Origin of the sequence: Streptomyces lunalinharesii (assembly GCF_039532155.1) — a bacterium.
In the GTDB taxonomy this organism is placed as follows: domain Bacteria; phylum Actinomycetota; class Actinomycetes; order Streptomycetales; family Streptomycetaceae; genus Streptomyces; species Streptomyces lunalinharesii.
In genome coordinates this window covers 1-24,812 of the sequence record NZ_BAAARK010000046.1, presented here as the reverse complement: position 1 = coordinate 24,812, position 24,812 = coordinate 1, and the positions used below count along the sequence as shown (strand labels likewise).

The following is a 24,812-nucleotide window of genomic DNA, read 5'->3' as shown; positions in this document are numbered from 1 at the left end:
CGACCCGCGCCCCCGACACGCCCCGAATCAGCCGCTGAACGTCCCCTCATCAGCATCGGAGCGGCCGGTGCTCGGTACCCTCGACGTACGACCACGGGAGGTAACAAGATGACTGCTCGTCCCCACCTGTTAGCCCGCATCACGGCCTTTCTGCTGCGCGGACGCCGCGCCCGCCTCGATCACCCCGACGCGCACCGGAACGCCCGGCCGGACCAGCACGCTGGCCTCGCCATGCACTACCGCCCCAGCACTTCAACGACCATCCCCGGCAACACGAACCCCCTGAACTGACCACGGGCAAGGTACGGGCGCGGTGCCCCCGGACGCCGGCGACGAGGCCGGACCGGGGCACCGGGGCACCGCGCTCACGGGGCGTCGGGCGTGGAGTTCCGAGCCGGCCGCTTGCCCTTGAAGACGTCGACGCGGCTGTAGCGCGGCAGGTTCGTCGGCAGACCCATCACGTGATAGCCCTGGCCACCGTTGTCGAGCCGGGTGCTTCCCGGCTCTCCGTCGGAGACCCAGGAGAAGGTGATCGCGAATCGCACGTCCTGCGCGACGTGCTTCACGTTGAAGACGAACTGCTCCGGATCCCCGGACGAGACCTTGAACGGGAAGTTCCGGCTCTTGACGACCCCTCCCTGGCCAGTGCGCGCCACGGTCGGCCGGACGGACACCGGGTCGGTTCCCAGGTCGACGTCGAAGGCCCGCTCGTCCATTCCTCCACCGCACTCGGCATCGACGACCGAGCCTCGGGCGGGGAGCGGGCGGGCGGACAGCACGGAGACCTTCGCGCCCGTGAGGACGATCGCCTGACTCGTTTTGGCCTGCACGGTGACATTGACCGACGGCCAGGCATCGGCGGTCGGAATCAGTACGCCGCCGTGATCGACCGTCTGTGGATGCGCGCGCAGCTCGTCCAGTCGGGCGTTCAGGTACTTCGGCGTGCACCCTTCGACGGCGGGGGCGTAGGCCACCAGTTCCGGCGGGTCCGACATCTCCTCTCGTAGCCAGTCCCAACCACCCTGGACGAGGAGGGCCACCAAGCCGGTCACGACCGTCACGAAGGCGCCGATCCACAGTTTCCTGTCCCGCAATGACGTGCCGTCACGTTCCGGTGCGTCCGGCCGTGCGCCCTGCGGTGCGTCCGGCCGTGCGGCGGGCAACTCCCTCGATCTCGCAAGGCGAGCCCTACGCATGGCCGTGCCGCTGCGTCCGCGCCTGTTCCGTGGTGTTGCCACACTTCCCCCTCGTCCACGAGGACGTTGCTGCTGCTCGCTCGTCCTCGGCCCCCGAACTGCCGCTCATCGCACGGGACTCGGGTCCACCACGCCGCCCGCCACGAGCGCCCGCGGGCTTGCCCCCAGGCACACCGTGAGGTGGCGGACGACGTCGTCGAGAGGACGATCCGGACCGGGCTTCCCGCCGATGATGACCAAGATCTTAGTGCGGTTGTTCGCCCTCGGCACCGCCGGCGGCCCTGCCGGGGTGGGTCGTCCGGCGACGAGTCGGTCCGGCGCCCGTCTGCCCAGCTGTCGACCCGTGGTGTTGGGGTCGGGCGCTTCCCCGGATCGGCCGATGGCCGCGCTCGGCGTGCGGGACGGCAGGCCGTTGGTAAGGGTGAGTGGAAGGTGCAAGGTGGAAGGTACGGGTGCCACGGGTAGATCGACGCGGTGAGTCGAGATGGACGGTCCACGATGACAGTGGGGGGCAGGCCCGGACGGGAGCCGCGTTCGCGCTGGCGGCCGGTGAGCGCGCGCAGCGTCGCCGGCCAGGTGTTCCTCCTGCAATGGTTGATCGTCGTGCTGCTGGTGGTGTCTGCCACGGTGGTGCTGGTGTGGCAGACGCGCAGCGCGGGGGTGGAGGCCGCGCGCGGCAGGTCACTCGCGTGCGCCGTGGGCGTCGCGGACTCCGCCGACACGGTGGCGGCACTGCGGTCGGCCGACCCGACCGCCGTCCTACAGCCGGTGACCCAGCGCATCGGACCGGCCTGCGGCGTCGACTTCGTCACCGTGCTCGGTACGGACGGGATCCGCTACACCGACCCCATGCCGAGCCTGATCGGCAAGCGGGCCGCCGGCGACTTCCGTCGCGCACTGGCCGGCCAGTCGTACACCGAACGCTTCCGGGGAGCGCCCTCGGACGCGGTGCGAGCGGTGGTGCCCGTGCAGGACCGGTCCGGGAAGGTGGTGGGAATCGTCACCACCGGGGTGCAGGTCACGACGCTCTCGGCCGCTCTGGACCGCGTCCTGCCGATCGTGGCGGCGGGGGCCGTCGGCGCGCTGGCCCTGGCGACGGTGGGCGGGGTGTGGGTGAGCAGACGGTTGAGCCTGCAGACGCGCGGTTTGGGTCCGCGCGAGGTGACCCGGATGTACGAGCACCACGACGCGGTCCTGCATTCCGTGCGCGAGGGCGTGCTCGTCTTCGACGGCGAGCGGCGGCTGACGCTGGCCAACGACGAGGCGCGGCGCCTGTTGGCGCTGCCCGACGACGTCGAGGGCCGGCACCTCGACGAACTGTGCCTCCCGCAGTCCACCAGAGAACTGCTGTCCTCGGATCGGGTGGCCACCGACGAGGTGCACATGGCCGGTGACCGTCTCGTGGCGGTCAACCATCGCCCCACCGGCCGCTACGACGGCCCCGCCGGCACGGTGACGACGTTGCGCGACACCACGGAGTTGCAGGCCCTCGCCGGCCGGGCCGCGACGGCGGCGCAGCGGCTGGAGTTGATCTACGACGCCGCAGTGCGCGTCGGTACGACGCTGGACGTGGTGCGCACGGCCGAGGAACTGGCCCAGGTGGCGGTCGGCCGGTTCGCCGACGTGGTGACCGTGGACCTGCTCGACGCCGTCGTCAGCGGCGAGGAGCCGCCCCCCGGCACCCCGACGACGATGCGCCGCGTGGCCGTCGCCGGGGTCGCCTCGGGCGAAGCCCTGCACGAGGTCGGGGGTGCGGTGACCGTGGATCCGGCGACTCCGCAGGGACGCGGGTTGGCGTACCACCGGGCGATCCTCGTGCCGGACCTGGCCGCCTCGACGGACTGGCGGCACGGTGTCCCCGCGTTTGCGGAGCGCACCCTGCGGGCCGGGTTCCACTCCATGATCTCCGTTCCGCTGCGGGCGCGCGGCACGGTGTTGGGAACGGCGAACTTCTGGCGGCGCGGACCGCAGCCGTTCAGCGGCGAGGACGTGGACCCGGCCGAGGAACTGGTCGCCCGGGCCGCGGTGTGCGTCGACAACGCCCGCCGCTACACGCGCGAGCACGCCCTGGCCGTGGCGCTGCAGCGCAGCCTGTTGCCCGGCCGGCTGCCGCCGCAGAACGCCGTCGAGGCCGCCTACCGGTACCTGCCCGCGCAGGCAGGGGTGGGCGGTGACTGGTTCGACGTCATCCCGCTGCCCGGCGCGCGCGTCGCCCTCGTCGTCGGCGACGTCGTCGGACACGGCCTGCACGCCACGGCCACCATGGGCCGCCTGCGCACCGCGATCCACAACTTCAGCGCCCTGGACCAGTCACCCGAGGAACTGCTGGCGCACGTGGACGAACTCGTCGTCCGCATCGACCAGGACCCCGCCCCGGGCGCCGAGGCGGAACCCGTCACCGGCGCCACGCTGCTGTACGCCGTCTACGACTCCACCACGGGCGCCTGCGAAGTGGCCCGGGCCGGGCACGTGCCGCCCGTCCTGGTCCACCCCGACGGCACCGTGGAGGTCCTCGACGTACCGGCCAACCTCCCCCTGGGATGGGGCACCGCCCCCTTCGAAACCCACACCCGCACGCTGCAACCGGGCAGCAAACTGGTCCTCTACACCGACGGCCTGGTGGAGCGCCGCGACCTCGACGTCGACGACGGTCTGGAACGGCTGCGGCACGCGCTGGCCCGTCCGGGCCGCACCAGCGAGCAGACCTGCACCGACGTCTGCGCGGCGCTGCTGCCCGAGCATCCGCAGGACGACGTCGCACTGATGGTGGCCACCACGAGGTGCCTGGCGCCCGACCGCATCGCGCACTGGGACGTCGCCCCCGACCCTGCCGCCGTGGCGCCCGTCCGGGCCGCCTGCGTGCGCTGGATGACGCAGTGGGACCTCGGGGACGCCGCGTTCACCGCCGAGCTGATCCTCAGCGAACTGATCACCAACGCCATCCGCTACGGCGCCCCGCCCATCACCGTGCGTCTGCTCTACGACCGCGACCTGACCTGCGAGGTTTCCGACGCCAGCAGCACCGCACCGCACGTGCGCCGCGCCGCCGCGAGCGACGAGGGGGGCCGCGGCCTCTTCCTCGTCGCCCAACTCGCCGCGCACTGGGGCACCCGCTACACCGCCCACGGCAAGACCATCTGGACCGAACACACCCTCACCCCGTAGGCGTGACCGATCCACGGTCCTGCGCGTGCGTCAGGAAGTGCGGGCGACGTCCCAGGCCGCCTCGATCATCCGGAAGATCTCGTCCACCGCAGTGTCCGGGTCGGGCGCCTCACGGGCCAGCGAATAGGCGTCGATCACGAACCTCGCGATGGTCCGGCTGGCCGTCGGGGTCAGCGACGAGTCGGGGTCGGCGGCGATGGCCGTGGCCAGCGACTCGGCATGGCGCAGCCGCATCAACTCCTCGTACTCCCGCAGGGCGGGTGACGCCTCGATCATGCGCCAGATCGGGGCGGCGCCGTCCGCCGTGCAGTGCCGCACCAGGGCCTGGATCTCGCGGCGCAGTGGAGGCAGGAGCGGCTCGTGCGGTGTGCGGGCGGTGACTGCCTCGGTGAGGCGTTGCTCGAAGTCGGTGTCCTGCTCGAAGACCAGGGCCTCCTTGGCGGCGAAGTGGGAGAAGAGCGTGGTCACGGCGACGTCGGCCTCGGCGGCCACCTCGCGGATGCCCACCGCGTCGTACCCGCGTTCCAGGAAGAGCCGCAGGGCGGTGTCGGCGATCTTCTGGCGGGTCGCGGCCTTCTTGCGTTCGCGGCGTCCGGGCGGCACGGTCATGCCCTCACGCTACCAAATACAAAGCAATAACCGTTTTGAAACGCTAACCGTTAGCACTATAGTCGCCGACATGAAGAGAGTGAGCTACGCCGAGTTCGGCGGTCCGGACGTCCTGCAACTCGTGGACGCCGAAGAACCCCATGCGGGCCCCGGACAGGTGCGCATCGCCGTACGGGCGGCGGGCGTGAACGCCATCGACTGGCGCCTGCGCGAAGGTCAGAAACTGACGGTCCGTCCGATCACGTTGCCCGCCGGGGTCGGGCAGGACGCGTCCGGGGTGGTGGACGAGGTCGGTGCGGGCGTCGAAGACGTCGAGGTCGGCGACCAGGTGTTCGGCGAGGGCGCCGCCACCTACGCCGAGTTCGCCGTGCTGTCCGCCTGGGCCCGCATGCCCGAGGGGCTGCCGTTCGAGGAGGCGGCCGGGTACCCCTCCGTGGTGGAGACCGCGCTGCGCATCATCCGCGAGGTCGGCGTGCAGCCCGGGCAGACACTGCTGGTCAGCGGCGCGTCCGGCGGCGTCGGTTCGACGGTGCTACAGATCGCCCGCGACCGCGGCATCACCACGATCGGCACGGCCGGCGGCGCGAACCAGGACTACCTGCGCGGCCTGGGCGCCCGCGCCACCACCTACGGCGAGGGCTGGGTGGAGCGGGTGCGCCGGCTCGGCCACGTCGACGCGGCCCTCGACCTGGCCGGCTCGGGCGTCCTCCGCGAACTCGTCCAACTGACCGGCGATCCGGACCGGGTCGTCTCCATCGCCGACCTCGGCGCACCGGAGTTCGGCGTCCGCTTCTCCGGCGTGGCCGGCAGCGTGCCGGACGCCCTCGCCACGGCCGTCGACCTCGTCTCGCGGGGAAGGCTCCACCTCCCGGTCGACGCGACGTACCCGCTCGCCGAGGCCGCGTCGGCGCACCGCGACAGTCAGGCCGGCCACACGCGCGGGCGCCGGATCATCGTCGTCTGAGTCGCCTCGCGCGCCGGCGAACGGTCCGGCGCGCACCGCAGTTTCGCAAGGCACCTGCCGGGCCCACCCGGCAGGTGCGCGAACCCAAGGCGAACCCAAGGGAGACCCATGCACACCCCTGTCACGATCATCGGTGCCGGCCTCGGCGGCCTCGTGCTGGCCCGCGTCCTGCGCGTCCACGGCATCCCGGTCACGGTCTACGAGGCGGATCCCTCCGCGACGGCGCGTCCGCAGGGCGGGATGCTCGACATCCACGAACGCAGCGGTCAACTCGCCCTCAGGGCAGCCGGGTTGACGGCGGAGTTCCGCAGCATCGTCCTGGCAGGCCGCCAAGCGATACGGCTCGTCGACCGGAACGGGACCGTCCTGTACGACAAGGCCGACGACGGCACGGGCACCAGCCCCGAGGTGCAGCGCGGCGAGCTGCGACAGCTACTGCTCGACGCGCTCCCCGCCGGCACCGTCAGATGGGACCACAAGGTCACCGGCGTCCGCGCCCGCATCGAGGGCCGCCACGAGGTGCTCTTCGCCAACGGCAGCACTGTGGTCACGGACCTGCTGGTGGGCGCGGACGGCGCGTGGTCACGAGTCCGGCCGCTGCTCTCCGACGCCTCCCCCGCCTACGTCGGCCGGTCGTTCGTCGAGACCCGGCTGCCCGACGCGGACGTCCGGCACCCGGCCACCGCGAAGGCGGTCGGCGATGGGACGCTCGTCGCCCTCGACCCGGACGGGCCGGGGAAGTGGCTCGTGGTGCACCGGGAACAGGACGGGACGCTGCACGCCCACGTCAGCGTCGCCAAGCCGCAGGACTGGTTCGCCACCGTCGACTTCGCCGATGCCGGCGCGGCCGCCGCCCGGATCGCGGCGGAGTACGCCGGCTGGGCACCGGAACTCACCGCCCTGATCACCGCGGGCGGCGCCGCGCCGGTCCTGCGCCCCCTCCACTCCCTGCCGATCGGGCACCGCTGGGACCGGGTGCCCGGCGTGACCCTGCTGGGCGACGCGGCCCACCTCTCGCCGCCGGACGGCGAAGGCGCCAACCTGGCCATGCAGGACGGCGCCGAACTCGGCCAGGCCCTCGCCACGCACCCCGACGACATCGAGGCCGCCCTCACCGCGTACGAACAGGCACTCTTCCCCCGCAGCGCCGCGGCCGGCGCCCGAGCCCCCCACCAACCCACGCCCCAGGAACTGATCGACTTCTTCACCCATGAGGAGCGGGCCGGATGAGCCATGCGTCGAGTGGGCGGGCGGGTGTGCGCGGGGAGCGTGCTTCTCGCGGCTCGCCTGGGCGTCGGGAACTATCGTCACGGGCATGGTCGAACACGATGCCCTGAGCGCCACCCGCGATGCCTACGACGCCGCTGCCGCCACCTATGCACAGCTGTTCCGTGACGAGTTGCGGGACCGGCCCCTGGACCGCGCGATGCTGGGTGCCTTCGCCGAGGTCGTCCGCGCGGGCGGCGGGGGCCAGGTCGCGGACCTGGGGTGCGGACCCGGCCATGTCACCGCCCATTTGCGGGAGTTGGGACTGACGGTCTTCGGCATGGACGCCTCGCCCAGCATGATCGAACTGGCTCGTGAGGCCCATCCGGGCCTGCCGTTCGACGTGGGCTCGATGACCGCGGTGGACGTCGCCGACGGCGGGCTGGCCGGCGTCCTCGCGCGGTGGTCCGTCATCCACACTCCGCCGCCGGAACTCCCCGCCGTCGTGGCGGAGTTCGGCCGCGTACTGGCGCCCGGCGGCCACCTCCTGATCGGCTTTTCGGCCACCGACGGCGCGTCCCACCCGACGCAGGAGTTCGATCACGCCGTCGCGCCGGCCTACCGGTGGGCGCCGGGCCACCTCGCCGCACTGCTGCGCGCGTCCGGGCTCGCCGAGGTGGCCCGGATGGTCCGCGAGCCCCAGCCCACCGACCGCCGGCAGTTCCAGGAGGTTCACCTGCTCGCCCGCAAGGCGTAGGAAGGGGCCGTTCGGCCGCACGGGCCGGTGCCCGTGCGGCCGTCACCGCTGCGGGTCGACGAGGACCTTCCCGGCGCGGCCGGCCGCCGGCCCCTTGACGTGCTCGGCGAGTTCGCCGAGTCCGATGCGCGTGCCGACGGCCGTGTGCAGGCGACCGCGGCGCAGGTCGGCGAAGACCGGCGCGAACAGTTCGGGCAGGTGCCGCCCGTCGTCCTTCTGGACGGTGTCGCGCAGGCGGAACAGCTCCACGCGGGCCCCGCCGCCACCGGTGAAGCAGTCCGCCGGGAGCGGCGTCCCCGACAGCAGGCCGTAGTGGACGAACGCGCCGTCGCCCGCCGTCAGCGCGAACACGTCGCCGCCCACGCCCCCACCGACGCAGTCGAAGGTGACGTCGGCGCCCCGCGGCCCGACCGCCGCCCGCAGCCGCTCGCGCCAGCCGGGCTCGTTCGTCGCGACCACGGCCCGCCATCGGGACGGATCCGCCACGCCCCGCCCCGGCGTGCCCCGCACGACCCCCACCGGGGTGACCCCGCGGTCGGCCAGGAGTTCCGCGAGGTGCCGGCCGATGGCCGACGTGGCCGCCGTGACCACGACGGTGCGCACGCCCGGCCCGCAGAACCGGTCGACCATCAGCCTGGCCGTCAGGGGGTTGATGTAGGCGAAGCAGGCGACCTCGTCGGGCACGTCGTCCGGCACCGGAACGCACCAGGAGTGGCCGAGCCGCTTGTACTGCTGCCAGTTCCCCGCCGAGCCGAGCGGCAGCACCCGCCGCCCCAGCGCACTGCCAGGCACTCCCGGCCCGACCGCGACGATCACACCGACGCCCTCGAACCCGGGGACCATCGGGAACGACGTCCGTGACCCGTACGCGCCCGAAACGCTGACCTCGTCGGACGGGTTGACGGTCGTCGCGAGCATGCGCACCACGACCTCTCCCGCGCCGGGATCGGCCGGCCCGTCGACGTCGCGGAGCGTCAGGACGTCGGCCAGTCGGCCGGGCGAGTCGGCAACGGCAGCCAGCACCAACAGCCTCCCTACCCGTGCACGCGTCGGCGCGATCCATCCTACGAGCGGTGCGGGGCGCTCCCGCGACGGGGACCCGTCCCGAGCCCGGCCGGTCCGGTGCCACGCGCGCCCCGCGGCCGCCCGCCCCCGGGGCGCGTTTCCCCGATCACAGCAGGGCCAGGTGCGCCTGCCCGTACCGGACCGCCACCGACTCCGCGGGGTGCGCCGAACCGAGCACCGGGTGCACGTTGGCTTCGAACACCACGCCGCCGTTCTCCACCCCGTGCTCAACTCCCGCTGGTGGCTTGGGACATCAAGTGCGGGGGCGGACGGGGGCGACGCCGTGTTCGCGGAGCGGGCCGACCTGCCAGCCGCGTTCCCGGCAGGCGTCGAGCAGGTACGGCAGCGCTCGCAGGGTGACGCGCCAGGAGCCCGTGGCGGAGGTGCAGTCGGAGTCGTGCAGCAGGATGGTGCCGCCGCCGTGCAGGTTGTGCAGGACGGTGTCCTGGACGGAGCGCGGAGTGGCCCGTTTGCGCCAGTCCGCTCCCCAGTTGGTCCACAGCACCGGATTCAGCCCGAGCCGGCGGCAGGCGAGGTGACTGGCCGTGGTCATCACCCCGTAAGGGGGCCTGAAGAACGTGGGCGCCCGGCCGGTGACGTCGGCGACGGCATCGCGGGCGCGCGCGAGGTCGCTCCAGGTGGCCTGGGGGCCGCGGAACGCCAGAGGACGGTGCTGCCATCCGTGCACGGCGAGTTCGTGACCGGCGGCGGCCATCTCCTTCGCCAGCCCGCGGGAGCGGTGCAGCATGGAGCCGAGCAGGAAGAAGGTGGCGCGGACCTCCTGCGCCTCGAGGACGCGGAGGAAGTGCGGGGTGGAGAGGTGGTCGGGGCCGTCGTCGAAGGTGAGCGCGATGTGGTCGGGTCGCCCCTGCCCGGCCAGGCGGGGCATGACCGTGTTGCGCAACGGTCCGAACGTGGAGATCGCCGGTGCGGCGTGCAGGGCGGCGAGTCCCGGCAGGACCGCGGCCGAGGCGAGCAGTGCGGTGCGGACCGGAGTCATCGGTCGTCTCCGTCCAAGTAGTGCGCGACGGTGGTGAAGCGGGCAGGGGACTTGGTGTACGCATAGGTCAGCGGGGCGGCCACGCCCAGCGAGACGGTGACCGCCGTGGTGGCGGCGGCCAGGACGAGCCGTCGCCGGCCGGCGGGGCGGGCAGCGGGCGCGGGGGCGGGGGCGGGCGGTGCCGCGCGGCGCCCCGTGCGGGCGGTGATGGCGGGCACCGGACCGCAGGCGGCTCGGTGCAGGGCGATCCCGGCCGCGCGCTGTGCCTGGCCGCGTGGTCCGTGCAACAGCTCGCCGAGCACGGGGCGCAGCTCGTCGGGTGTGCGGATCCAGGCCGCCAGCCCGCCCTCTTCCAGTGCCTGGGCGTTGGTGCGGCCGTGACCGGGGATGCACCGGTAGCTGGCCACCGGCAGCCCGGCGGCGAACGCCTCCAGTGAGGTCAGCCCACCGGCGTTCTGGACCAGCACGTCACAGGCGTGCATCAGGCCGGGCATGTCGTCCACCCATCCGAAGACGTGCGCGACGCCGTCCTGTCGCACGCGCTCGGCGAGGGCTCGATTGCGTCCGCACACCACCACCGGCTGGGCGACGCCCGTCGCCTGTATCTCGGCGGCGGCCTGCCGCACCGGTCCGACCCCCCACGATCCGGCGACCAGCAAGGCCAGCGGTGCCTGGTCGGGCAGGCCGAACCGGGCCCGGGCGGCGGCGCGTTGACCCGCGGTGGCAGGGCTGAAACGGGGGTCGGTGACGGGTCCGACGACCGTGACGGCGGCCGCGCCTTGGGCGTGTGCCTGGGCCGCGGGTACGGGGTGCACGGCCAGGTGCGCGTCGACGCCGGGGGCGATCCACAGGGCATGGACGGAGAAGTCGGTCAGGTAGGTGAAGACCGGCACCGTCAGCAGCCCGCGCTGCCGTAGCGCGCCGAGGACCTGACTGGCCCCCGGGTAGGTCGAGATGACTGCGGTCGTGTCCGGCGGAAGTGCCGCGAGGGTGCGCCGTTCGGCACTGCGCAACAGCGCCCGCCAGACGGCACCGGGGCGTGCGGCGCGCTCCGTGGCCTGGTAGAGGCGTTGGTAGCTCTCCGGCGCACGCGTCAGGAGACGGTGGTAGGCGCCGCACAGCAGCTTGCCCGCACGGGCCGGCAGGAGGTCGAGGAAGTCGTACCGGTCCACCTGGAAGCCGTGCCCGGCGAGCCGGGCGGCCAGTCCGTCGGCGGCCCCGTCGTGTCCGGCGCCGACGCTCGCGGAGAGGACGACGATGCGCTGGCGACCCGCACCCCGTCGTTGGGCAACGGGCAGCGCGGGAGGCGAACCCGGTGGGTGTTCGCGATGCTGGGGCACGGTCGATCAGCCTCCTGACGGACTACGGGGCACGGGCCGGGCACACGCCGGGCAGGCGGCACCACGGCAGGCCGAGGCCGCGCTTCGACGCGGATCAGGTTCATGACTGCATCGCGACGGCGCCGAGGCCGAAGCTACTACATGTTGTAGAGAGTGGGGAACGGGCCCCGTCCGGAGAAGCCGGGCGCGGCGCCCCGCAAGGGCCGGGGCAGACGTCGACGCCGTTCCGGCACGAGGGACGGGCCGATGCGCTCGCAGGATCGGGCGACGACGGGACCGGGGCCGGGGCCGGGGCCCGTACGCTCCCCGGAGCGGGAACGGCACGCCCTCCGCCCTGACGCGACGGGAGAGGCGTGCCGCACGGGTCCGGGCAGGCGGAGGCAGGGAGGTTCCGCGCCACCTACGAGCGGCGGCTTCCGTCCACCCCTCGGGCGCGGTCCACGCAACGGGCCGCCGCGTGAAGGCCGCGGTCGGCCGGCCACTCGCGCACGCTGTGGAGGTGCGCCGCACACCGCCTCCACTGCGCGTGGTCCAGTATCCGGTCGTTGTCGGAGGCAGCTTGGGCCAGGCTCGCGCAGCAGAGGGTGAGCAGGAGACCGCCCACCACGAACGGCAGCCGCCGGCGGGCGGGAGGCGGGGACAGCAGGGCCCGCACCCGCTGGGGCACCGCCCCGCCGGTGGCGGCCAGCGCCGGGGGGCGGGAGGCGCCGGCGGCGGCGAGTGCGGCGCGCCCGACGGCCTGCGCGACGACCCTGCGGTCGCCGACGCGTGCCGCGGCCTCCTCGTCGGCCCAACGCTCCAAGAGGAAGCCACCAGTGGCGGCCAGCGGCCGCAACAGCGGATTCAGCGCCGCGGCGAGCCCCCACAGCCCCTGGAAGACGTGGTGGCGGCCGCGCAGGTGCGCCCGCTCGTGTGCGAGCAGGGCCGCGCGCTCGTCGTCGTCCAGGCAGCGCAGCATCCCCCGGGACACCACGATCCGGCCCGGCGCCCCCGGCAGCGCGAAGGCCAGCGGGACCTCGTCGTCGACGACCGCCAGCTCCGTCTCCCCCGGCAGGTCGGCGCACTCCCGGCGCGCCCGCACCAGTCGGCGGAACAGACGGACGGCCGCCACGCCCGACGCGACGGCGCCGGCCGCCAACGCCAGGGCGCTTGCGACGGCGACGACGAGGTACACCGGGTCCTCGGCGCGCAGGACGGCGACGGACCAGTGGCCCTCCGCCGCGATCTCCGGGATCTGCGCCATGCCGGTGGAGGCCAGCAGCGCCAGCGAGCCGGCCCAGCCGACCGCCGTGACGAACGCGATGCACACCAGCGCCCAGGCAGCGGGGCGCGGGGGCAGGCGACGCGCGATCGGGGGCGCCAACGCGGCGAGTGCGACGGCGACGAGGAACGGGACGTAGACGCTGACCAGCACCGGGTCACCGCTTCCGGGGGGAGCGCCCGCTCTCGGCTGGTGGTTCGCCGTGTCCGGACAGCAGCTGTTGCAGCAGGTGCTCGTCCTGCGTGGACAGTTCCGAGACGAAACGGGCCAGCACCGCCTCCCGGTCGGAGCCGCCCGCCAACAGCGAATGCATGCGCTGGGCGGTGTGCGACGCCTCGTCCCGGGCCGGCTCGTAGGCGTACCCGCGGCCCTCGCGGTGCCGGACGACGGTTCCCTTGTCGTGCAGTCGGGAGAGGATGGTCATGACGGTCGTGTAGGCGAGCTCGCCCGGCAGTCGTTGCTGGGTCTCCCGCGCGGTCAGCGGGCCGGACGCGGCCCACAGCGTGGCGAGCACGTCGCTCTCCAGTTCACCGCGCGCCCGCCTGCCGGATGCCTGGCGGGCCTCCTCGTCGCCTGGGTTCACCACTGCTGCCTTCCTTCGCCATCCGTCCGCACAGGCTACTCGGCGCCCTTCGGCCGGTCCGCCAAGGGGAACCCGTACGCCCGCTCCGTCGTCTACAGTGCCGTGAAGCGTCTACACGGCTGTAGTCGAATGGCGGGCGCCGGTCGGCGGCCGTGCGCCACCAGGCGGCTCGGTGTACGCCCGCGGGCGTCGGACCGGATGCCGCCCGCGGAATCCCCCTCCCGCACGGCCCGCGCGGGCCGAGGACCGGACGGAGGTCCATGCACCACAAGATCCTGGTCGTCGAGGACGATCACGCACTGCGCGACGTGCTCCGCCGCGGCCTCGACGACGAGGGCTTCGCGCCCGTGCTCGCCGCCGACGGGGCCATGGCCCTGCGGCTGATCGCCCACGACGTCGACGCGGTCGTCCTGGACGTCGGACTGCCCGACGCGGACGGCCGCGACGTGTGCCAGGCGATGCGCGCCAACGGATTCGTCGCCCCGATCGTCTTCCTGACGGCCCGCCACCACCTGACCGACCGGCTGTCCGGGTTCTCCGCCGGAGGCGACGACTACCTGTCCAAGCCGTTCCATCTCGCCGAACTCGCCGCCCGGTTGCGGGCCGTGCTCAGACGCGCCGCACCGAACGCCGTGGCCAGGGCCGGGGACCTGGTGCTCGACGCGACCCGGCACACGGCCCGGGTCGGTGCCGCCGACGTCGAGCTGTCCCCCACGGAGTTCCGGCTGCTGGCGACCCTGGTGGCCGCCGGCGGCGACCTCGTCCGCCGGCGCGACCTGGTCCGGGCCGCCTGGCCGGACGGAGCCCAGGTCAGCGACAACACGGTGGACCAGTACGTGAGTCGGCTGCGCCGCAAACTGCGCGAGGCCCGCAGCGAACTGACCCTGCACACGGTGCGCGGCATCGGCAACCGGCTGTCATGACCGGACTCGTGCGTCGCCCGACCCCCCGCACCTTGCGCGGCCGGCTCTCGCTCGTGGCGCTGACCACCGCCGCGCTCCTGATGGCCGTGCTGACGGTGGTGTTCAACACCGCGGTGAACCGGCACCTGCGGCACCAGGCGGACAACGAACTGGGCAGCCGCTCGGCCGCCGTCGCCACGACCGTCGACACCAGCGGCCGCGGAGTGCGGATCGTGGAGACCGCCAACGACCGCCTCCTGGACGCGAACGTGTGGATCTACACCGGGACGCGCCTGCTGGAGAAGCCGCCGACGGCCACCGCCGACGGCACCCTGACCAGGGCCGCCGCGCGGCTCGCCGCGCGCGGGGGCGAGCGGTGCACGACGATCGAGGCCGAGGACCCGCGCCGCGTCCGCCTGTGTTCCCGACCCGTGTCCGGTCCGCACAGCGCCGCCACGGTCGTCACCGCCCTGGACCTCGCCCCGTACCGCAACTCGGCCGACACCCTGCTGCTGGGCTCCCTGGTCCTCGACGCCGTCATGCTCGCGTGCACCTACGCGCTGACCCGCCTGGCGGTGGGGCGGGCCCTGCGTCCGGTGCGCATCATGACCGACCAGGCCGCACAGTGGAGCGCCGTCGGCTCCGAGGAACGCTTCGGCACCAAGGGCCACCCGGCCGAACTGGCGCTGCTGGGCACGTCGTTGGACGCCCTGCTGGACCGCATAGGAGCCGTCCTGCGCCACGAGCAGCAGCTGACCGGCGAGCTGTCCCACGAACTGCGCACCCCGCTCGCCCGGATCGTCGCCGAACTCGACTGGTGGCGGTCCCGCCCCCGCTCCGCCGCCGAAACCCGTGCCACCCACGACGTCATCGCCGAGGCCGCCCAGTCCATGCGCGCCATCTGCGACACGCTGCTCGACGACGCCCGCGAAGGCGCACCGGGCGCCGCGCCCGCCCCGGGCATCGCAGTGGTCGTCCCCGTGCTGCACCGGCTGGTCGACGACGTCGACGGGCGGGGGCGGGTGACGGCCGCCGTCGAGGCCGCGGATCCGGCGCTGGCGGCCGGCGTGGCGCCCGCACTGCTGGCCCGCATCGTCAGCCCGCTGCTGGCCAACGCGGTCCGCTACGCCCGCTCCAGGGTGACCGTGTCCGTGCGGCCGTGGTCCGGCGGCGTGCGCATCGACGTCACGGACGACGGTCCGGGCGTGCCCGCGGCGTTCGTCGACGACCTCTTCCAGCCCGGCCGCCGGGCCGATGAGGACGACGGACACGACGGCGCGGGCCTCGGACTGCCGCTCGCCAGGCGGCTGGCCCGCGCCGTCGGCGGTGAGGTGTCCCACGACCCCACCCACCCGGCCGGGGCGCGCTTCCTGGCCGACCTGCCCGCCGGGTGACCCGTCGCCGGCTCCGCGCCGGCCGTCGGGAGCGGCGTGGCCGACGCGCCTCCGCAGCCGGTGGAGCGGTGGTTCAGTCGGCTCGCGGAGGGACCGGCTCCGGCACCGGCGCGGGCGCGACCCGGGTGGTGGTCCCGCGCTCCTGGACTTGCAGGAAGGCCATGAGGCCGAGCAGGACGGCGAGCAGCACCAGCGACGAGCCGGTGGTGCCGAGGTCCAGGCCACCCTTGGCGACCGGCTTGGTCAGGAAGTCGCCCGCGGTCGCGCCGAGCGGGCGGGTCAGGACGAAGGCCAGCCAGAACAGCAGGACGTTCGGCACCGCGGGCGCCTTCATCAGGACGACGAGTACGGCGAGCGCCCCGGTGACGAGCAGGGCGCCGCCGCCGTAGCCGAGGCCGGAGCTGTCGGACAGGAAGTCGCCCATGGAGGTGCCGAGGGTGTTGGAGACGAGGATCGCCGACCAGAACAGCGCCTCGCCGCGGAAGGTGACGATGTCCCGGATGCGGAACGTCATCCCGCTGAGCTTCCAGTACGCGAAGACGGCCAGCAGCACCGAGACCAGGATCGCCGCGCCGATCGGATAGCCGAGGCCCAGCCCCTGCGGTCCCCAACCGAGCGAGGTGGAGCCATTGGAGAGGTACGCGGCGCTGGCGTCGCGGTTCATGAAGTCGGACAGCGTGGTGCCGGCCGTGCTCGTCGACAGGATCACCGTCCAGTAGAAGAACGGGTTGTAGCGGCGGGAGCGGAGCTGGACGACCAGCGTCACCACGAAGATCAGGAACAGCGCGATCGTGGTGAGGAAGTAGCCCAGTTTCAGGGTCTGGGAGAAGAGGTCTCCGGCGGTCTCCCCCAGCGTGGTCGCGGCGATCTTCATGACCCAGAAGGCCAGGGTGACTTCGGGCAGCTTCTTCAGCACCGTCTTCGGCGTGCTCGTGACGTCGTGGTCGGCGAGGACTTGCGACTGCGGCAAGGTGGGGGCTCCTGGTGTGGTCGTGGCGGGGCGAACGCTCCGAAGTGCGGGCGAGCGCCCCGCGGGACGGGCGACCGCCGAGGGACGACCGCCGCATCCGACCTTGGCAGGGGCGGCATGAACGCATCCTGAACGCCTGCCGCCCGCTCCCCTCAGCCCGCGTTCCGCACGACCTGCTGAGGTGGCGTCACGTCCTTCCGCGTCACCGTCAGATACCCGACCAGGGCGAGGATGACGGCGAGGAACAGGGCGCTGGTGACGACGGTGCCCAGGCCCAGACCGCCGTCGCCGGTCGGTTGGGAGAGGTAGTCGCCGAGGGACGCGCCGAGCGGGCGGGTCAGGATGTAGGCGATCCAGAAGCTCCACACCGCGTCCAGCCCAAGCATGAAGTGGGCGAGGGCGACCGCGGCGATCGCCAGGCCGAACAGGACCGCGGAGAGCCAGTATCCGAGGGCCAGGCGTTCCGAGACCAGGTCCCCGGCCGCCGTGCCGAGGGCGAAGGTGAACAGCACGGCGAGCCAGTAGAAGGACTCGCGCCCGGTGGTGTCGATGTGGTGGATGGACAGCGTCCGCTCACGCCGGTACCAGACCGCGAAGACGATCGCCAGGACGAGGGCGAAGACGGTCGTGCTGGCCGCCAAGGGGACGCCCAGGTTGTCGGTGAGGTTGTCGCTGACCAGCGTGCCGACGACGCTGATCAGGGCGACGGCCAGCCAGTAGACGCCGGCGCGGTAGGAGCGGGTGCGGAACTGCAACACCAGGACGACGGCGAGCAGGGCGCTCATGAGAGCCGACACACCGGTCAGCCCGAGGCCGGCCTGGGCGTTGAGCAGGTCGGCCGCGGTCTCCCCGACCGTCGTGCACAGCACCTTGATGATCCAGAAGTAGAGGGTGACTTCGGGCACCTTGTTGCCCCGCAGCCGGCGGCCGAACGGCTCGGCAGCGCCGCCCGGCAGGCTCGGCGCGGGGGTGGGTGAGGTCTCGGATGTCATGAGGCCCGACCGTGCCACGGGCCACCTGAACGCATCCTGACTGCCGTGCGCCCCGGGCGGATGCGCACGACGGCTGGTCACGGCACCGCGGCCCCGTCCGCTCCTCCGCTCCTTCCCTACCGAACGTCGCCGCCGGACGGGGATCCGCCCTGCTGCTTCGCGACGTTCAAGGCCCACAACACCAAGGGCGCCTGTAGCGGTAGCCGGGCCAGGGCAGCAGCCTTCAAGGGTGCCGGGCGACGGCGCCAGTCGACGGCCATCTGCACGTTGGCCGGGAACACCGCGACGAAGAACCCGGCCGCGGCCAGGGCCGCCACGCGCCGCGTGCGCGGCAGCGCCACACCGGCGGCCAGGGCCAGTTCCACGGCCCCGCTCGCGTAGGTCCAGGCTCGGGGAGAGCCGGGCAGGGCGCGGGGAATCGTCCCATCGAACTGCTTGGGGACCAGGTAGTGGGCGGCCGCCGCCCCGGCCAGGAGTCCGGCGAGGTACCGGGGGGATCGAGCTGACAGTGCCATGGCGCCTCCTTGAGGAATTCCGTCACCTTACTCGCGAGTAAGACCATGTCAACGGCGAGGTGACGGCTCCGGCAACCACGGGCCGTAGGCGCCCGGGCGGACGGCATCGGCGGGGTCAACGCCCGGCGGTCCCGCCCCGGCTCAGCCTCCGTCGAGCACCGTCCGGATCACGTACCGGGCGTTGGTCGCCATCGCCGGATTCGTCGTCCGGTAGTACGGCAGCGCGATCAGCGCCTGTGAAAGCGCCCGGCCCCGGCCGCGGATCCAGGTCGCGTCGTCCACGCCCAGCGCCTTGCGGAAGACCTCCCTCGCACCGGCGGTCAGCAGGTTCCACGCGGGGAACAGGTCGCAGGCCGGATCCCCCGCTCCCAGGCATCCGAAGTCGATGACGGAGGTCAGCCTGCCGCCGTCCACCAGGACGTTGCCCGGCATGAGGTCGGCGTGCAGCCACACCGGCGGGCCGTCCCAGCCCGGGGTCCGCAGCGTGTCCTCCCACACCGCGGTGGCGGCATCGCAGTCCACGCCCTCCTGCGGAATCCGCCGCAGTTCTTCGATCGCCGACCGGGTCGCTGCGTCGAGCAGGGCAACCGGCCCGCCGCGGTGGGCCGGTGGCGCGCCGGGCAGGGTGATGCTCCGCATCGCCGCCACGAAGGCGGCCAGGTCCTCGGCCAGCAGGGCGGGTGCGCTCAGCGCTCCCGCCTCGGGGTGCTCGCCCGCGAGCCACCGGTACACCGACCACGGCCACGGGTACCCCTCGGCCGCCCGCCCGGCTCCGAGGACTTCCGGGACGGGCGCGGGCAGGCGGGGCGCGAGTCGCGGCAGCCACGCGCGTTCCCTCGCCACGTCGTCGGCCCCGCCCTCCACCAGCGGGAGCCGTACGACCAGGTCGTCGCCCAGCCGGTACATCGCGTTGACCGTGCCACCGGACGGAAGCCGCGCCACGGCCAGCCCCGCCCACTGCGGGAACTGCCCGGCGACCAGCCGCCGGACGAGGTCGTCGTCGATGGGATGCATGTCGGGGTGCATGTCGGTGTGCACGTTCCCTGCGCTCATGACACGTCATCCGATCTGCAACCGCCGAGGAACGTCAAACGCGTTTCGGGCCGGCCCGCCCTCTCGACGCCCACCAAGTCTGGATGAATGCTGAACATTGAGCGATCGTTGAAGGAACGTTCACCTCCGTTTCCTAGCGTTGCCGATGCAGTGATCACCGATCGACGGCTGAGTGGAGTGGGCATGTCGTTCCGCACGCGAGGCAAGGGCCGGATCTCTTCCTTATGCGCCAGGGCGGACGCGGCCCGTTGGCGGGCCGCGGTCACCGCCGGGGTGCTGGCGAGTGCGTCCGTGGTGGCACTGGGGGCGGCTTCCGCGGCGCCTCAGGAACCGGACGGGGCGGTGCGGGCCGCCGTGCAGGCGGCCCCGAAGACCGAATCGGCGCGCGGGCTCTGGCAGCCCCCGGCGCACCGGAACGACGGCCCCGGGGCTCCAGGGCCGGGCCCGGGGAAGCTCGACGCCGGCTTCGGCATCGAAGCGGTGTCGCCGGCGCAGTCCCGGAGTTCGTCGTACCCGTCGTACCTCGGCGGCGTCGACGTCACGTGGCGAGTGCCCACGGGGCGGGATCCGCACGACGGCCGGGACTGGATCGAGATCGTGGACGGCAACGGTCGGCGCGTCACGTGGGACTGGGCCTGCCGCACCGTCCACTGCGGCGCGAACGGCTCGACGTCGATCACGGCGAATCTGCGGCGGGACGCCGCGTACAAGGCCCTCTACTGGAGCGACCGGAGCCGGGGCGCCGAGGGCCGACTGCGGGCCGAGTTCGCGTTCCGAACCTGACGAGGGAGGCCCGGGACTGATGACGCCAGATGCGGACGGGGTCGTGGAGCCCGCAGGGCTCTCGTCGCCGGCGGCCAATGGGGCGGTCGTTCGCGTGCCCTGCGCTCTCCGCCCTCCCCGCCGGGGCGTTCCTAGAATGGCCGGGTGGAGAACATCGACGCGATCGCGGCGTTGCAGGATCCGGTGCGACGCCGCTTGTACGAGTACGTGGCGGCACAGGGCCGTGAGGTCGGCCGCAACGAGGCCGCCGAGGGGGCGGGGGTGGCGCGCACGCTCGCGGCGCACCACCTGGACAAGCTGACCGAGGTCGGGCTGTTGGAGAGCGGCAGCCGCCGTCTGACGGGTCGTTCGGGGCCGGGGGCGGGGCGCCCCGCCAAGGTGTACACGCGGGCGCGGGGCGAGCGGTCGGTGTCGCTACCCGCCCGCGACTACCGCACCGCCGCCGAGCTGCTCGCCGAGGCGGCCGAGGAGGCCGGGTTGGATGCCGGGCTGCGCGCGGCAGCGCGTCGCCGGGGGGCGGCCCTGCGCGGCTCGGCGGCACCCTGCGGCGGTCTCGAAGAGGCCGTGGAGATGCTGGCGGCCCGTGGTTACGAACCCCACGTGGAAGACCCGGAAGTTGGCGGCGGCACCGAGGGCGCCGAGCCGGCCGGGCGCGTCGTCAGGATGCGCAACTGCCCGTTCCATGCCGTCGCCGAAGGTTTTCCGCCGCTGGTCTGCGGCATGAACCTCGCGCTGCTGGAGGGGCTGTTCGGGACGGATGGTGCCGTTCGGGCCCGTATGGACGCCCGGCCCGGAGAGTGTTGCGTGGTGATCGAGAGTTCTAAAAACAATCTTCATTGACATAGAAAACCGGACCGTGCTGGGATGACGCCATGACCGCATCCACGCATGCCGCCGTCCACCTCGCCCAGCTCAACGTCGCCACGCTCCGCCACCCCCTCGACGACCCGCGTACCGCACCGTTCGTGGAACTGCTCGACCCGGTCAACGCCTCCGCCGACGACGCGCCCGGCTTCGTGTGGCGGCTCGTCGAGGAGGGCGCGGCCGACGCCACCGGCCTGCGCCCGGCGGGCGAGAACGTCATCGTCACCATGTCGGTGTGGGAGACCCAGGAGGCCCTGTGGGAGTTCACCTACCGCAGCGGGCACCTGGAGGCGATGCAGCGGCGCCGCGAATGGTTCGAACGGCACGTCGAGGCGCACCTGGTGCTCTGGTGGGTCCCCGCCGGCCACCTCCCGACCGTGGACGAGGCCATGGAGCGGCTGGCGGAACTGCGGGCGCACGGGCCGACCCACCGCGCGTTCACCTTCGCCTCCTCCTACACCGCCGCCGAGGCCGCCGAACACGCCCGGGCCGCGTCGTCGGCCGTGTAGGGACGCCAACCAGCGCCCGCGGCGGGGAACTCGGTGCGGCAGGGTTCCAGCGGTACGGCAGGGTTCCAGCGGTACGGGATCGGACTGCCGCACCACGGCGTCCCGTTCCCACGTTCCAGGCGGGTGGTGTTGCTCCAGCTCAGGGACGGTATGCGCATTCGCCCTTCCCGAATCGTCCGCCGCCCGTGGCGCCTGGGACGGGTCCACAGGCAAACTCGGGTCCGTCCGACCACATCGCGTCAGCGCACTGCGGCAGGCAGACGCCTGCGCCCGCGCGGCCCCTCGCGGTACGGACGACGAACGGGGCGACAACCGCCGTCCCGCCGAGCGCAACGGGTGGCGACGTGACGAGAACACCGCGTCCCACCTCGACGAGCACCATGGAGTGTCCGTGGCCTTACGGATAGCGATCACCGCCGAGCCGATACCTTCGCACGTGTCCGCGTTGGACTACGTCATCGGCCCGGCCGTCGAGCAGGGGCACCACGTCGTGCTCCACGCTCCCCCCATGTTTCGCCGCGAAGCCCCGCGACGCGGGGTGGAGTTCCAGCGCGCCGGAACCAACTGGACCTGCGATCCCCTCGTCCAGCAGACGGCGAGCGAGATCTGGCAGGGCTCGGGGAACTCACCCTTCAACCGGTACGCCTTCGGTCACCTCTGGCCGGAACAGGCCGAGGCGAAGGCCCGCGACCTGCTCGCCGCGTGGACGCGGGAACGCCCGGACCTGGTGATTGCCGAGTGCAGCGATCTCGGCGCCCACCTCGCGGCCACGATCCTGGGACTGCCCGCGCTCGCGGCGGACAACGGCCTCGGACCGGTGCTCCTGGACCTCTGGGAAACCGACGTCGCACCCGCGCTGCTCCCCCTCTACAAGCAGTACGACCAGGACCCGCCCGTGCTGCCGCCGCTGGTCACCCCCGCGCCGGTCCCGTGGTTCTACCCTGCTCCCCCACCCTCGGCGCGGGCGGTCCGACGCACCGTGGCGGCGTTCCGGACCACCTTGCCCCAGCCGCCGGACCGCTCCGACTCCTCCCGTCCGCTCGTCTACGCGAGCCTCGGCACCTTGACCACCGCCATGACCGATCTCCGTACCGTCGTCGGCAGCGCCTACCGGGAGATCATGGCCGCGCTCTCCGCGATCGACTGCGACGTGCTCGTGTCCGCCGGCGACCTCGCGGCTCACCTGCGGAGCGCCGACCCGCGCATCAAGGTCGTCGAGCACGTCGCGCAGCCCGCGCTCCTGCGCCACGCCGACCTGTTCGTCACGCACGGCGGCCGGGCGTCCCTGCTCGACGCGGTGCAGGGCGCAACGCCCGTCCTGGCCATGGGCGTTCTCGCCGACCAGCCCGCCAACGCCGCCGCGTTCGCCCGCCACGGCCTCGGGCGCGCCCTGGACCTGACGGCGACCCGCGGCGAAATCGCCGACGCCGTCACGGCCGTGCTCGGTGCTCCGCGGTACGGCGCCGCGATGCGTGCCGCCCGCGCCGAGTTGTCCCAACTCCCGGCACTCGACCTGGTGGAACAACTGGACGGCCTGTCAGATCTTCAGGACTGAAGCCCCGAGCGGGTGGCCGGACCGTGCCGCCGCCGCTCCGGCCGCCTCGTGATCCGCCGATCCCCCGCGCGTTCGGAATTCCGCGAGCCGGGCCGAGCCGAGCAAGTCAGGGTACGAGCAGGTCAAGGTTCGAGCAGGTCCTTGCCCTTCTCCACGGTCTTGCGCGCCCTGCCCTGGGTCTTTTCGGCCTTGCCCTTCAGTTCGAGGTCCTTGTCTCCGGTGATCTTTCCGGCCGTCTCCTTGGTCTTTCCCTCGGCGGTCTTGGCAACGCCCTTGGCCTTCTTGCTGATGCTCATGGCGTACTCCTCGCGTGCCCGGTCGACCCGTTGCGGGTCGACCGTCCGCCCGCGGAACCCCGCGGGAGGCATATGTGAATTGTCTCACTTGTCCGGTCTTGTGCCCAGAGGGACAGGAAGGCAGGGGCTCAGCGACTCAGGGGCTCATTCGGAGGGCGGAAGCAGCGTTCCGAGGGGCCCGAGGTCGAGGTTCAAGTCTTGGAGCGACAGGTCGTACTGGGCGCAGAGTTCGGACATGCGGGAGTGGAGGAGCATCAGCGTCGTTCCCAGGCGTTCCTCCTGTTCTTCCGTGAGGTCTCCGGCGTCGACGCGTTGGAGCGCCTGGCGTTCCATGAGCTGCCGAAGGAGTTCGACGAGGGTGAGGACGAGCTTGACCAGGTCCCGCTCCACCGTGTCGGGTCCGGTGCTGATCCGCTGCGGCACGGGCCGGGCTCCGGCGTTGCGCGGCCGCCCCAGTTCGTGCGGAGTGGCCGGCAGCAGGCGGAACGCGCGGGTCGCCGCGTCGGCGACCTCGCCGAAGCGGTCATGGTGCCGGTCGCCTTCAGGAGTCATCGGCGGAAGGGGGGTAGTGGACGTCCGACGTCGGGCGGAGCGCCGCGTCCCAGGGGGACGGGTGCTCTGCACTGATCGAGACGATCAGTGCACGCAACGAGATCCGCACCAGGTCGATGTCGGCGATGGACAGCACGAGGTCACCGCTGAGCACCACTCCGCCGCTGAGCAGGCGGTCCAGGAGGTCGATGAGGGCCACCTGCCGTTGCGGGAGTGCGCCGGAGGGTGCCGCCGGAGGGGCGTCGGGCTCCGTCACGGCCCAGCGCTCCTCGGGGTGGGTTCGCTGTCGGGGGGTGCGGCGAAGGAGTAGGGGGCCCAGGGGCCGGTGACGTCGATCCGAATGCCTGGCAGTCCTCGGGCGGATCCTTCGACTTCGGAACGGAATTGCTCCGCGTGGTCGGCCGGTACCAGGTAGGCGTCGTTGACCACGTTCTCGCCGGGGCCCGTGAGCAGTTGGCCTTGTTGCGCTCGGTGCCGGGCCCGTTCGACGGCGTAGCCGCGGGCGGCGGAGTCGACCCGGGCCGCCACGTCCTCGACGGCGCGGTACACGTCCTCATGGGCGTGGCGCGCCGCTCTGCGGCGTCTGAGGTACTCGCGTCCGGAACCCGCGGGCGGTTCGGGCGGGGCCTCCTCCGCCTCGGTGACGTCCACGTAGATCTTGACGCCCCATTCCACCAGGCCGTCCAAGTCCGCCAGGCGGCGGTCGAACGCGGTCAGGCGCGCGTCGAGCACGGCCCGCACCCGGTCGTCGTCCAGGTAGACGGTCGCCAGGCGGAGCGGCATCACCGTGGTGCGTGCGGCCAACGCCTCGATGACCCGGTGGTGGGCCCGCGCGACCGACTCCAGCCAGGCCAGGTCTTCGAGGTGCGTGCGCAACGCCGCCTCGTTGAAGTCGGCGGCCGGCACCGCACTCGCGGCGACGGCGACGTCCGGGCGGCGCTCGGAGCGGACCAGGTGCACTGCTGCGTCCGCGACCCCAGGCACGTCGGCGACGACCTCGTCCAGGCAGCCGTCGCGGTCCCGGGCCACGCCGTACACGTAGCTGACGTCGGTCATGACGCGTCGCGACTCCTGCTGCGGGGGCTGGACTCCCTGCGCTTGCCGCCGTGTTCGTCTTGCCGTTCGGCGGCCGGCAGTTCCTCCCCGCTGCGCAACGCCTCGATCTCCGCGCGCAGGCGGGCGTTCTCCTCGGCCAGCGAGTGGTGGCCGTCCGCGGCGTGCGAGGAGAGCGAGGGGTCGTGCTCCCACCAGTCGATGCCCATCTCCTTCGCCTTGTCCACG

The 24,812-nt window shown here is 73.0% G+C and carries 25 protein-coding genes and 1 pseudogene; 10 read left to right on the top strand and 16 right to left on the bottom strand.

The genetic code is table 11. The features are described 5' to 3' along the window. Positions 1-365: 365 nt before the first annotated feature. The gene (locus ABD385_RS36185; RefSeq protein ID WP_344583891.1) at positions 366-1,061 is read right to left on the bottom strand and encodes a hypothetical protein; all 696 of its coding nucleotides are present in this window, start codon (positions 1,059-1,061) and stop codon (positions 366-368) included. Between the two features lie 684 nt (positions 1,062-1,745). On the opposite strand from ABD385_RS36185, the gene ABD385_RS36180 reads away from it, so the two are divergent. Beyond that, positions 1,746-4,361, top strand: a complete 2,616-nt coding sequence (locus ABD385_RS36180; protein ID WP_344583889.1) for a SpoIIE family protein phosphatase — start codon at positions 1,746-1,748, stop codon at positions 4,359-4,361. Between the two features lie 30 nt (positions 4,362-4,391). On the opposite strand, the gene ABD385_RS36175 is transcribed toward ABD385_RS36180, so the two are convergent. Continuing rightward, positions 4,392-4,970 carry a TetR/AcrR family transcriptional regulator gene (locus ABD385_RS36175; RefSeq protein ID WP_344583887.1) on the bottom strand — a complete coding sequence of 193 codons (579 nt, stop codon included), beginning with the start codon at positions 4,968-4,970 and terminating at the stop codon, positions 4,392-4,394. Positions 4,971-5,040: 70 nt separating this feature from the next. Between ABD385_RS36175 and ABD385_RS36170 the strand changes: the two genes are divergently transcribed. The 3 genes from ABD385_RS36170 (at position 5,041) to ABD385_RS36160 (ending at position 7,897) form a co-directional block, all read left to right on the top strand. Further along, positions 5,041-5,934, top strand: a complete 894-nt coding sequence (locus ABD385_RS36170) for an NADP-dependent oxidoreductase (protein WP_344583885.1) — start codon at positions 5,041-5,043, stop codon at positions 5,932-5,934. A gap of 108 nt (positions 5,935-6,042) precedes the next feature. Further along, positions 6,043-7,164 carry an FAD-dependent oxidoreductase gene (locus tag ABD385_RS36165; protein WP_344583884.1) on the top strand — a complete coding sequence of 374 codons (1,122 nt, stop codon included), beginning with the start codon at positions 6,043-6,045 and terminating at the stop codon, positions 7,162-7,164. Positions 7,165-7,249: 85 nt separating this feature from the next. Beyond that, on the top strand, positions 7,250-7,897 hold the full coding sequence (locus ABD385_RS36160; RefSeq protein WP_344583883.1) for a class I SAM-dependent methyltransferase: 648 nt from the start codon (positions 7,250-7,252) through the stop codon (positions 7,895-7,897). A 42-nt stretch (positions 7,898-7,939) separates the two neighbouring features. On the opposite strand, the gene ABD385_RS36155 is transcribed toward ABD385_RS36160, so the two are convergent. The 5 genes from ABD385_RS36155 to ABD385_RS36135 all read right to left on the bottom strand — a co-directional run bounded on the left by ABD385_RS36155 (position 7,940) and on the right by ABD385_RS36135 (position 13,149). Further along, a complete protein-coding gene (locus ABD385_RS36155) occupies positions 7,940-8,920 on the bottom strand; it encodes a zinc-dependent alcohol dehydrogenase family protein (RefSeq protein WP_344583881.1) in 981 nt (326 codons plus the stop codon). Between the two features lie 295 nt (positions 8,921-9,215). Further along, positions 9,216-9,962: a polysaccharide deacetylase family protein gene (locus ABD385_RS36150; protein ID WP_344583880.1), complete on the bottom strand. Its 747-nt coding sequence runs from the start codon at positions 9,960-9,962 to the stop codon at positions 9,216-9,218. Further along, positions 9,959-11,302, bottom strand: a complete 1,344-nt coding sequence (locus ABD385_RS36145; protein ID WP_344583879.1) for an MGDG synthase family glycosyltransferase — start codon at positions 11,300-11,302, stop codon at positions 9,959-9,961. Before ABD385_RS36145 ends, ABD385_RS36150 begins: the two co-directional genes overlap by 4 nt. 400 nt (positions 11,303-11,702) lie before the next feature. Beyond that, a complete protein-coding gene (locus ABD385_RS36140; protein WP_344583878.1) occupies positions 11,703-12,716 on the bottom strand; it encodes a M56 family metallopeptidase in 1,014 nt (337 codons plus the stop codon). 4 nt (positions 12,717-12,720) lie between these two features. Then, a complete protein-coding gene (locus ABD385_RS36135; RefSeq protein ID WP_344583876.1) occupies positions 12,721-13,149 on the bottom strand; it encodes a BlaI/MecI/CopY family transcriptional regulator in 429 nt (142 codons plus the stop codon). Positions 13,150-13,406: 257 nt separating this feature from the next. On the opposite strand from ABD385_RS36135, the gene ABD385_RS36130 reads away from it, so the two are divergent. Both ABD385_RS36130 and ABD385_RS36125 read left to right on the top strand, forming a co-directional pair. Then, entirely contained in the window at positions 13,407-14,069 is a 663-nt protein-coding gene (locus ABD385_RS36130) for a response regulator transcription factor (RefSeq protein ID WP_344583875.1), read from the top strand. Beyond that, positions 14,066-15,442: a sensor histidine kinase gene (locus ABD385_RS36125; RefSeq protein ID WP_344583873.1), complete on the top strand. Its 1,377-nt coding sequence runs from the start codon at positions 14,066-14,068 to the stop codon at positions 15,440-15,442. The genes ABD385_RS36130 and ABD385_RS36125 overlap by 4 nt, the downstream gene beginning before the upstream one ends. A 73-nt stretch (positions 15,443-15,515) precedes the next feature. On the opposite strand, the gene ABD385_RS36120 is transcribed toward ABD385_RS36125, so the two are convergent. From ABD385_RS36120 to ABD385_RS36105, 4 genes are all read right to left on the bottom strand, one after another. Continuing rightward, positions 15,516-16,412, bottom strand: a complete 897-nt coding sequence (locus ABD385_RS36120; RefSeq protein ID WP_344583871.1) for a COG4705 family protein — start codon at positions 16,410-16,412, stop codon at positions 15,516-15,518. Between the two features lie 152 nt (positions 16,413-16,564). Then, a complete protein-coding gene (locus tag ABD385_RS36115; protein WP_344583869.1) occupies positions 16,565-17,404 on the bottom strand; it encodes a COG4705 family protein in 840 nt (279 codons plus the stop codon). Between the two features lie 116 nt (positions 17,405-17,520). Then, positions 17,521-17,919 carry a DoxX family protein gene (locus ABD385_RS36110; protein ID WP_344583867.1) on the bottom strand — a complete coding sequence of 133 codons (399 nt, stop codon included), beginning with the start codon at positions 17,917-17,919 and terminating at the stop codon, positions 17,521-17,523. Positions 17,920-18,060: 141 nt separating this feature from the next. Beyond that, positions 18,061-18,945, bottom strand: a complete 885-nt coding sequence (locus ABD385_RS36105; RefSeq protein ID WP_425585559.1) for an aminoglycoside phosphotransferase family protein — start codon at positions 18,943-18,945, stop codon at positions 18,061-18,063. Between the two features lie 210 nt (positions 18,946-19,155). On the opposite strand from ABD385_RS36105, the gene ABD385_RS36100 reads away from it, so the two are divergent. The 4 genes from ABD385_RS36100 to ABD385_RS36085 all read left to right on the top strand — a co-directional run bounded on the left by ABD385_RS36100 (position 19,156) and on the right by ABD385_RS36085 (position 22,683). Then, a complete protein-coding gene (locus ABD385_RS36100; RefSeq protein ID WP_344583865.1) occupies positions 19,156-19,755 on the top strand; it encodes a hypothetical protein in 600 nt (199 codons plus the stop codon). A 144-nt stretch (positions 19,756-19,899) separates the two neighbouring features. Next, positions 19,900-20,595, top strand: coding sequence for a helix-turn-helix transcriptional regulator (locus ABD385_RS36095; protein WP_344583863.1), 696 nt, complete (start codon positions 19,900-19,902; stop codon positions 20,593-20,595). Positions 20,596-20,627: 32 nt separating this feature from the next. After that, positions 20,628-21,128, top strand: coding sequence for a DUF3291 domain-containing protein (locus ABD385_RS36090; protein WP_344583861.1), 501 nt, complete (start codon positions 20,628-20,630; stop codon positions 21,126-21,128). Positions 21,129-21,519: 391 nt separating this feature from the next. Beyond that, on the top strand, positions 21,520-22,683 hold the full coding sequence (locus ABD385_RS36085; protein ID WP_344583859.1) for a glycosyltransferase: 1,164 nt from the start codon (positions 21,520-21,522) through the stop codon (positions 22,681-22,683). Between the two features lie 122 nt (positions 22,684-22,805). Here the strand turns inward: ABD385_RS36085 and ABD385_RS36080 are convergent, their stop codons facing one another. The 5 genes and pseudogenes from ABD385_RS36080 to ABD385_RS36060 form a co-directional block, all read right to left on the bottom strand. Beyond that, entirely contained in the window at positions 22,806-22,979 is a 174-nt protein-coding gene (locus ABD385_RS36080; RefSeq protein WP_344583858.1) for a CsbD family protein, read from the bottom strand. 144 nt (positions 22,980-23,123) lie between these two features. Further along, positions 23,124-23,531: a gas vesicle protein K gene (locus tag ABD385_RS36075; protein WP_344583857.1), complete on the bottom strand. Its 408-nt coding sequence runs from the start codon at positions 23,529-23,531 to the stop codon at positions 23,124-23,126. After that, positions 23,521-23,787, bottom strand: a complete 267-nt coding sequence (locus ABD385_RS36070; RefSeq protein ID WP_344583856.1) for a gas vesicle protein — start codon at positions 23,785-23,787, stop codon at positions 23,521-23,523. The genes ABD385_RS36075 and ABD385_RS36070 overlap by 11 nt, the downstream gene beginning before the upstream one ends. Continuing rightward, positions 23,784-24,587 carry a GvpL/GvpF family gas vesicle protein gene (locus ABD385_RS36065; protein WP_344583855.1) on the bottom strand — a complete coding sequence of 268 codons (804 nt, stop codon included), beginning with the start codon at positions 24,585-24,587 and terminating at the stop codon, positions 23,784-23,786. Before ABD385_RS36065 ends, ABD385_RS36070 begins: the two co-directional genes overlap by 4 nt. Further along, a pseudogene (locus ABD385_RS36060) lies at positions 24,584-24,812 on the bottom strand (gas vesicle protein); the annotation flags it as partial. The pseudogene ABD385_RS36060 and the gene ABD385_RS36065, both read right to left, overlap by 4 nt.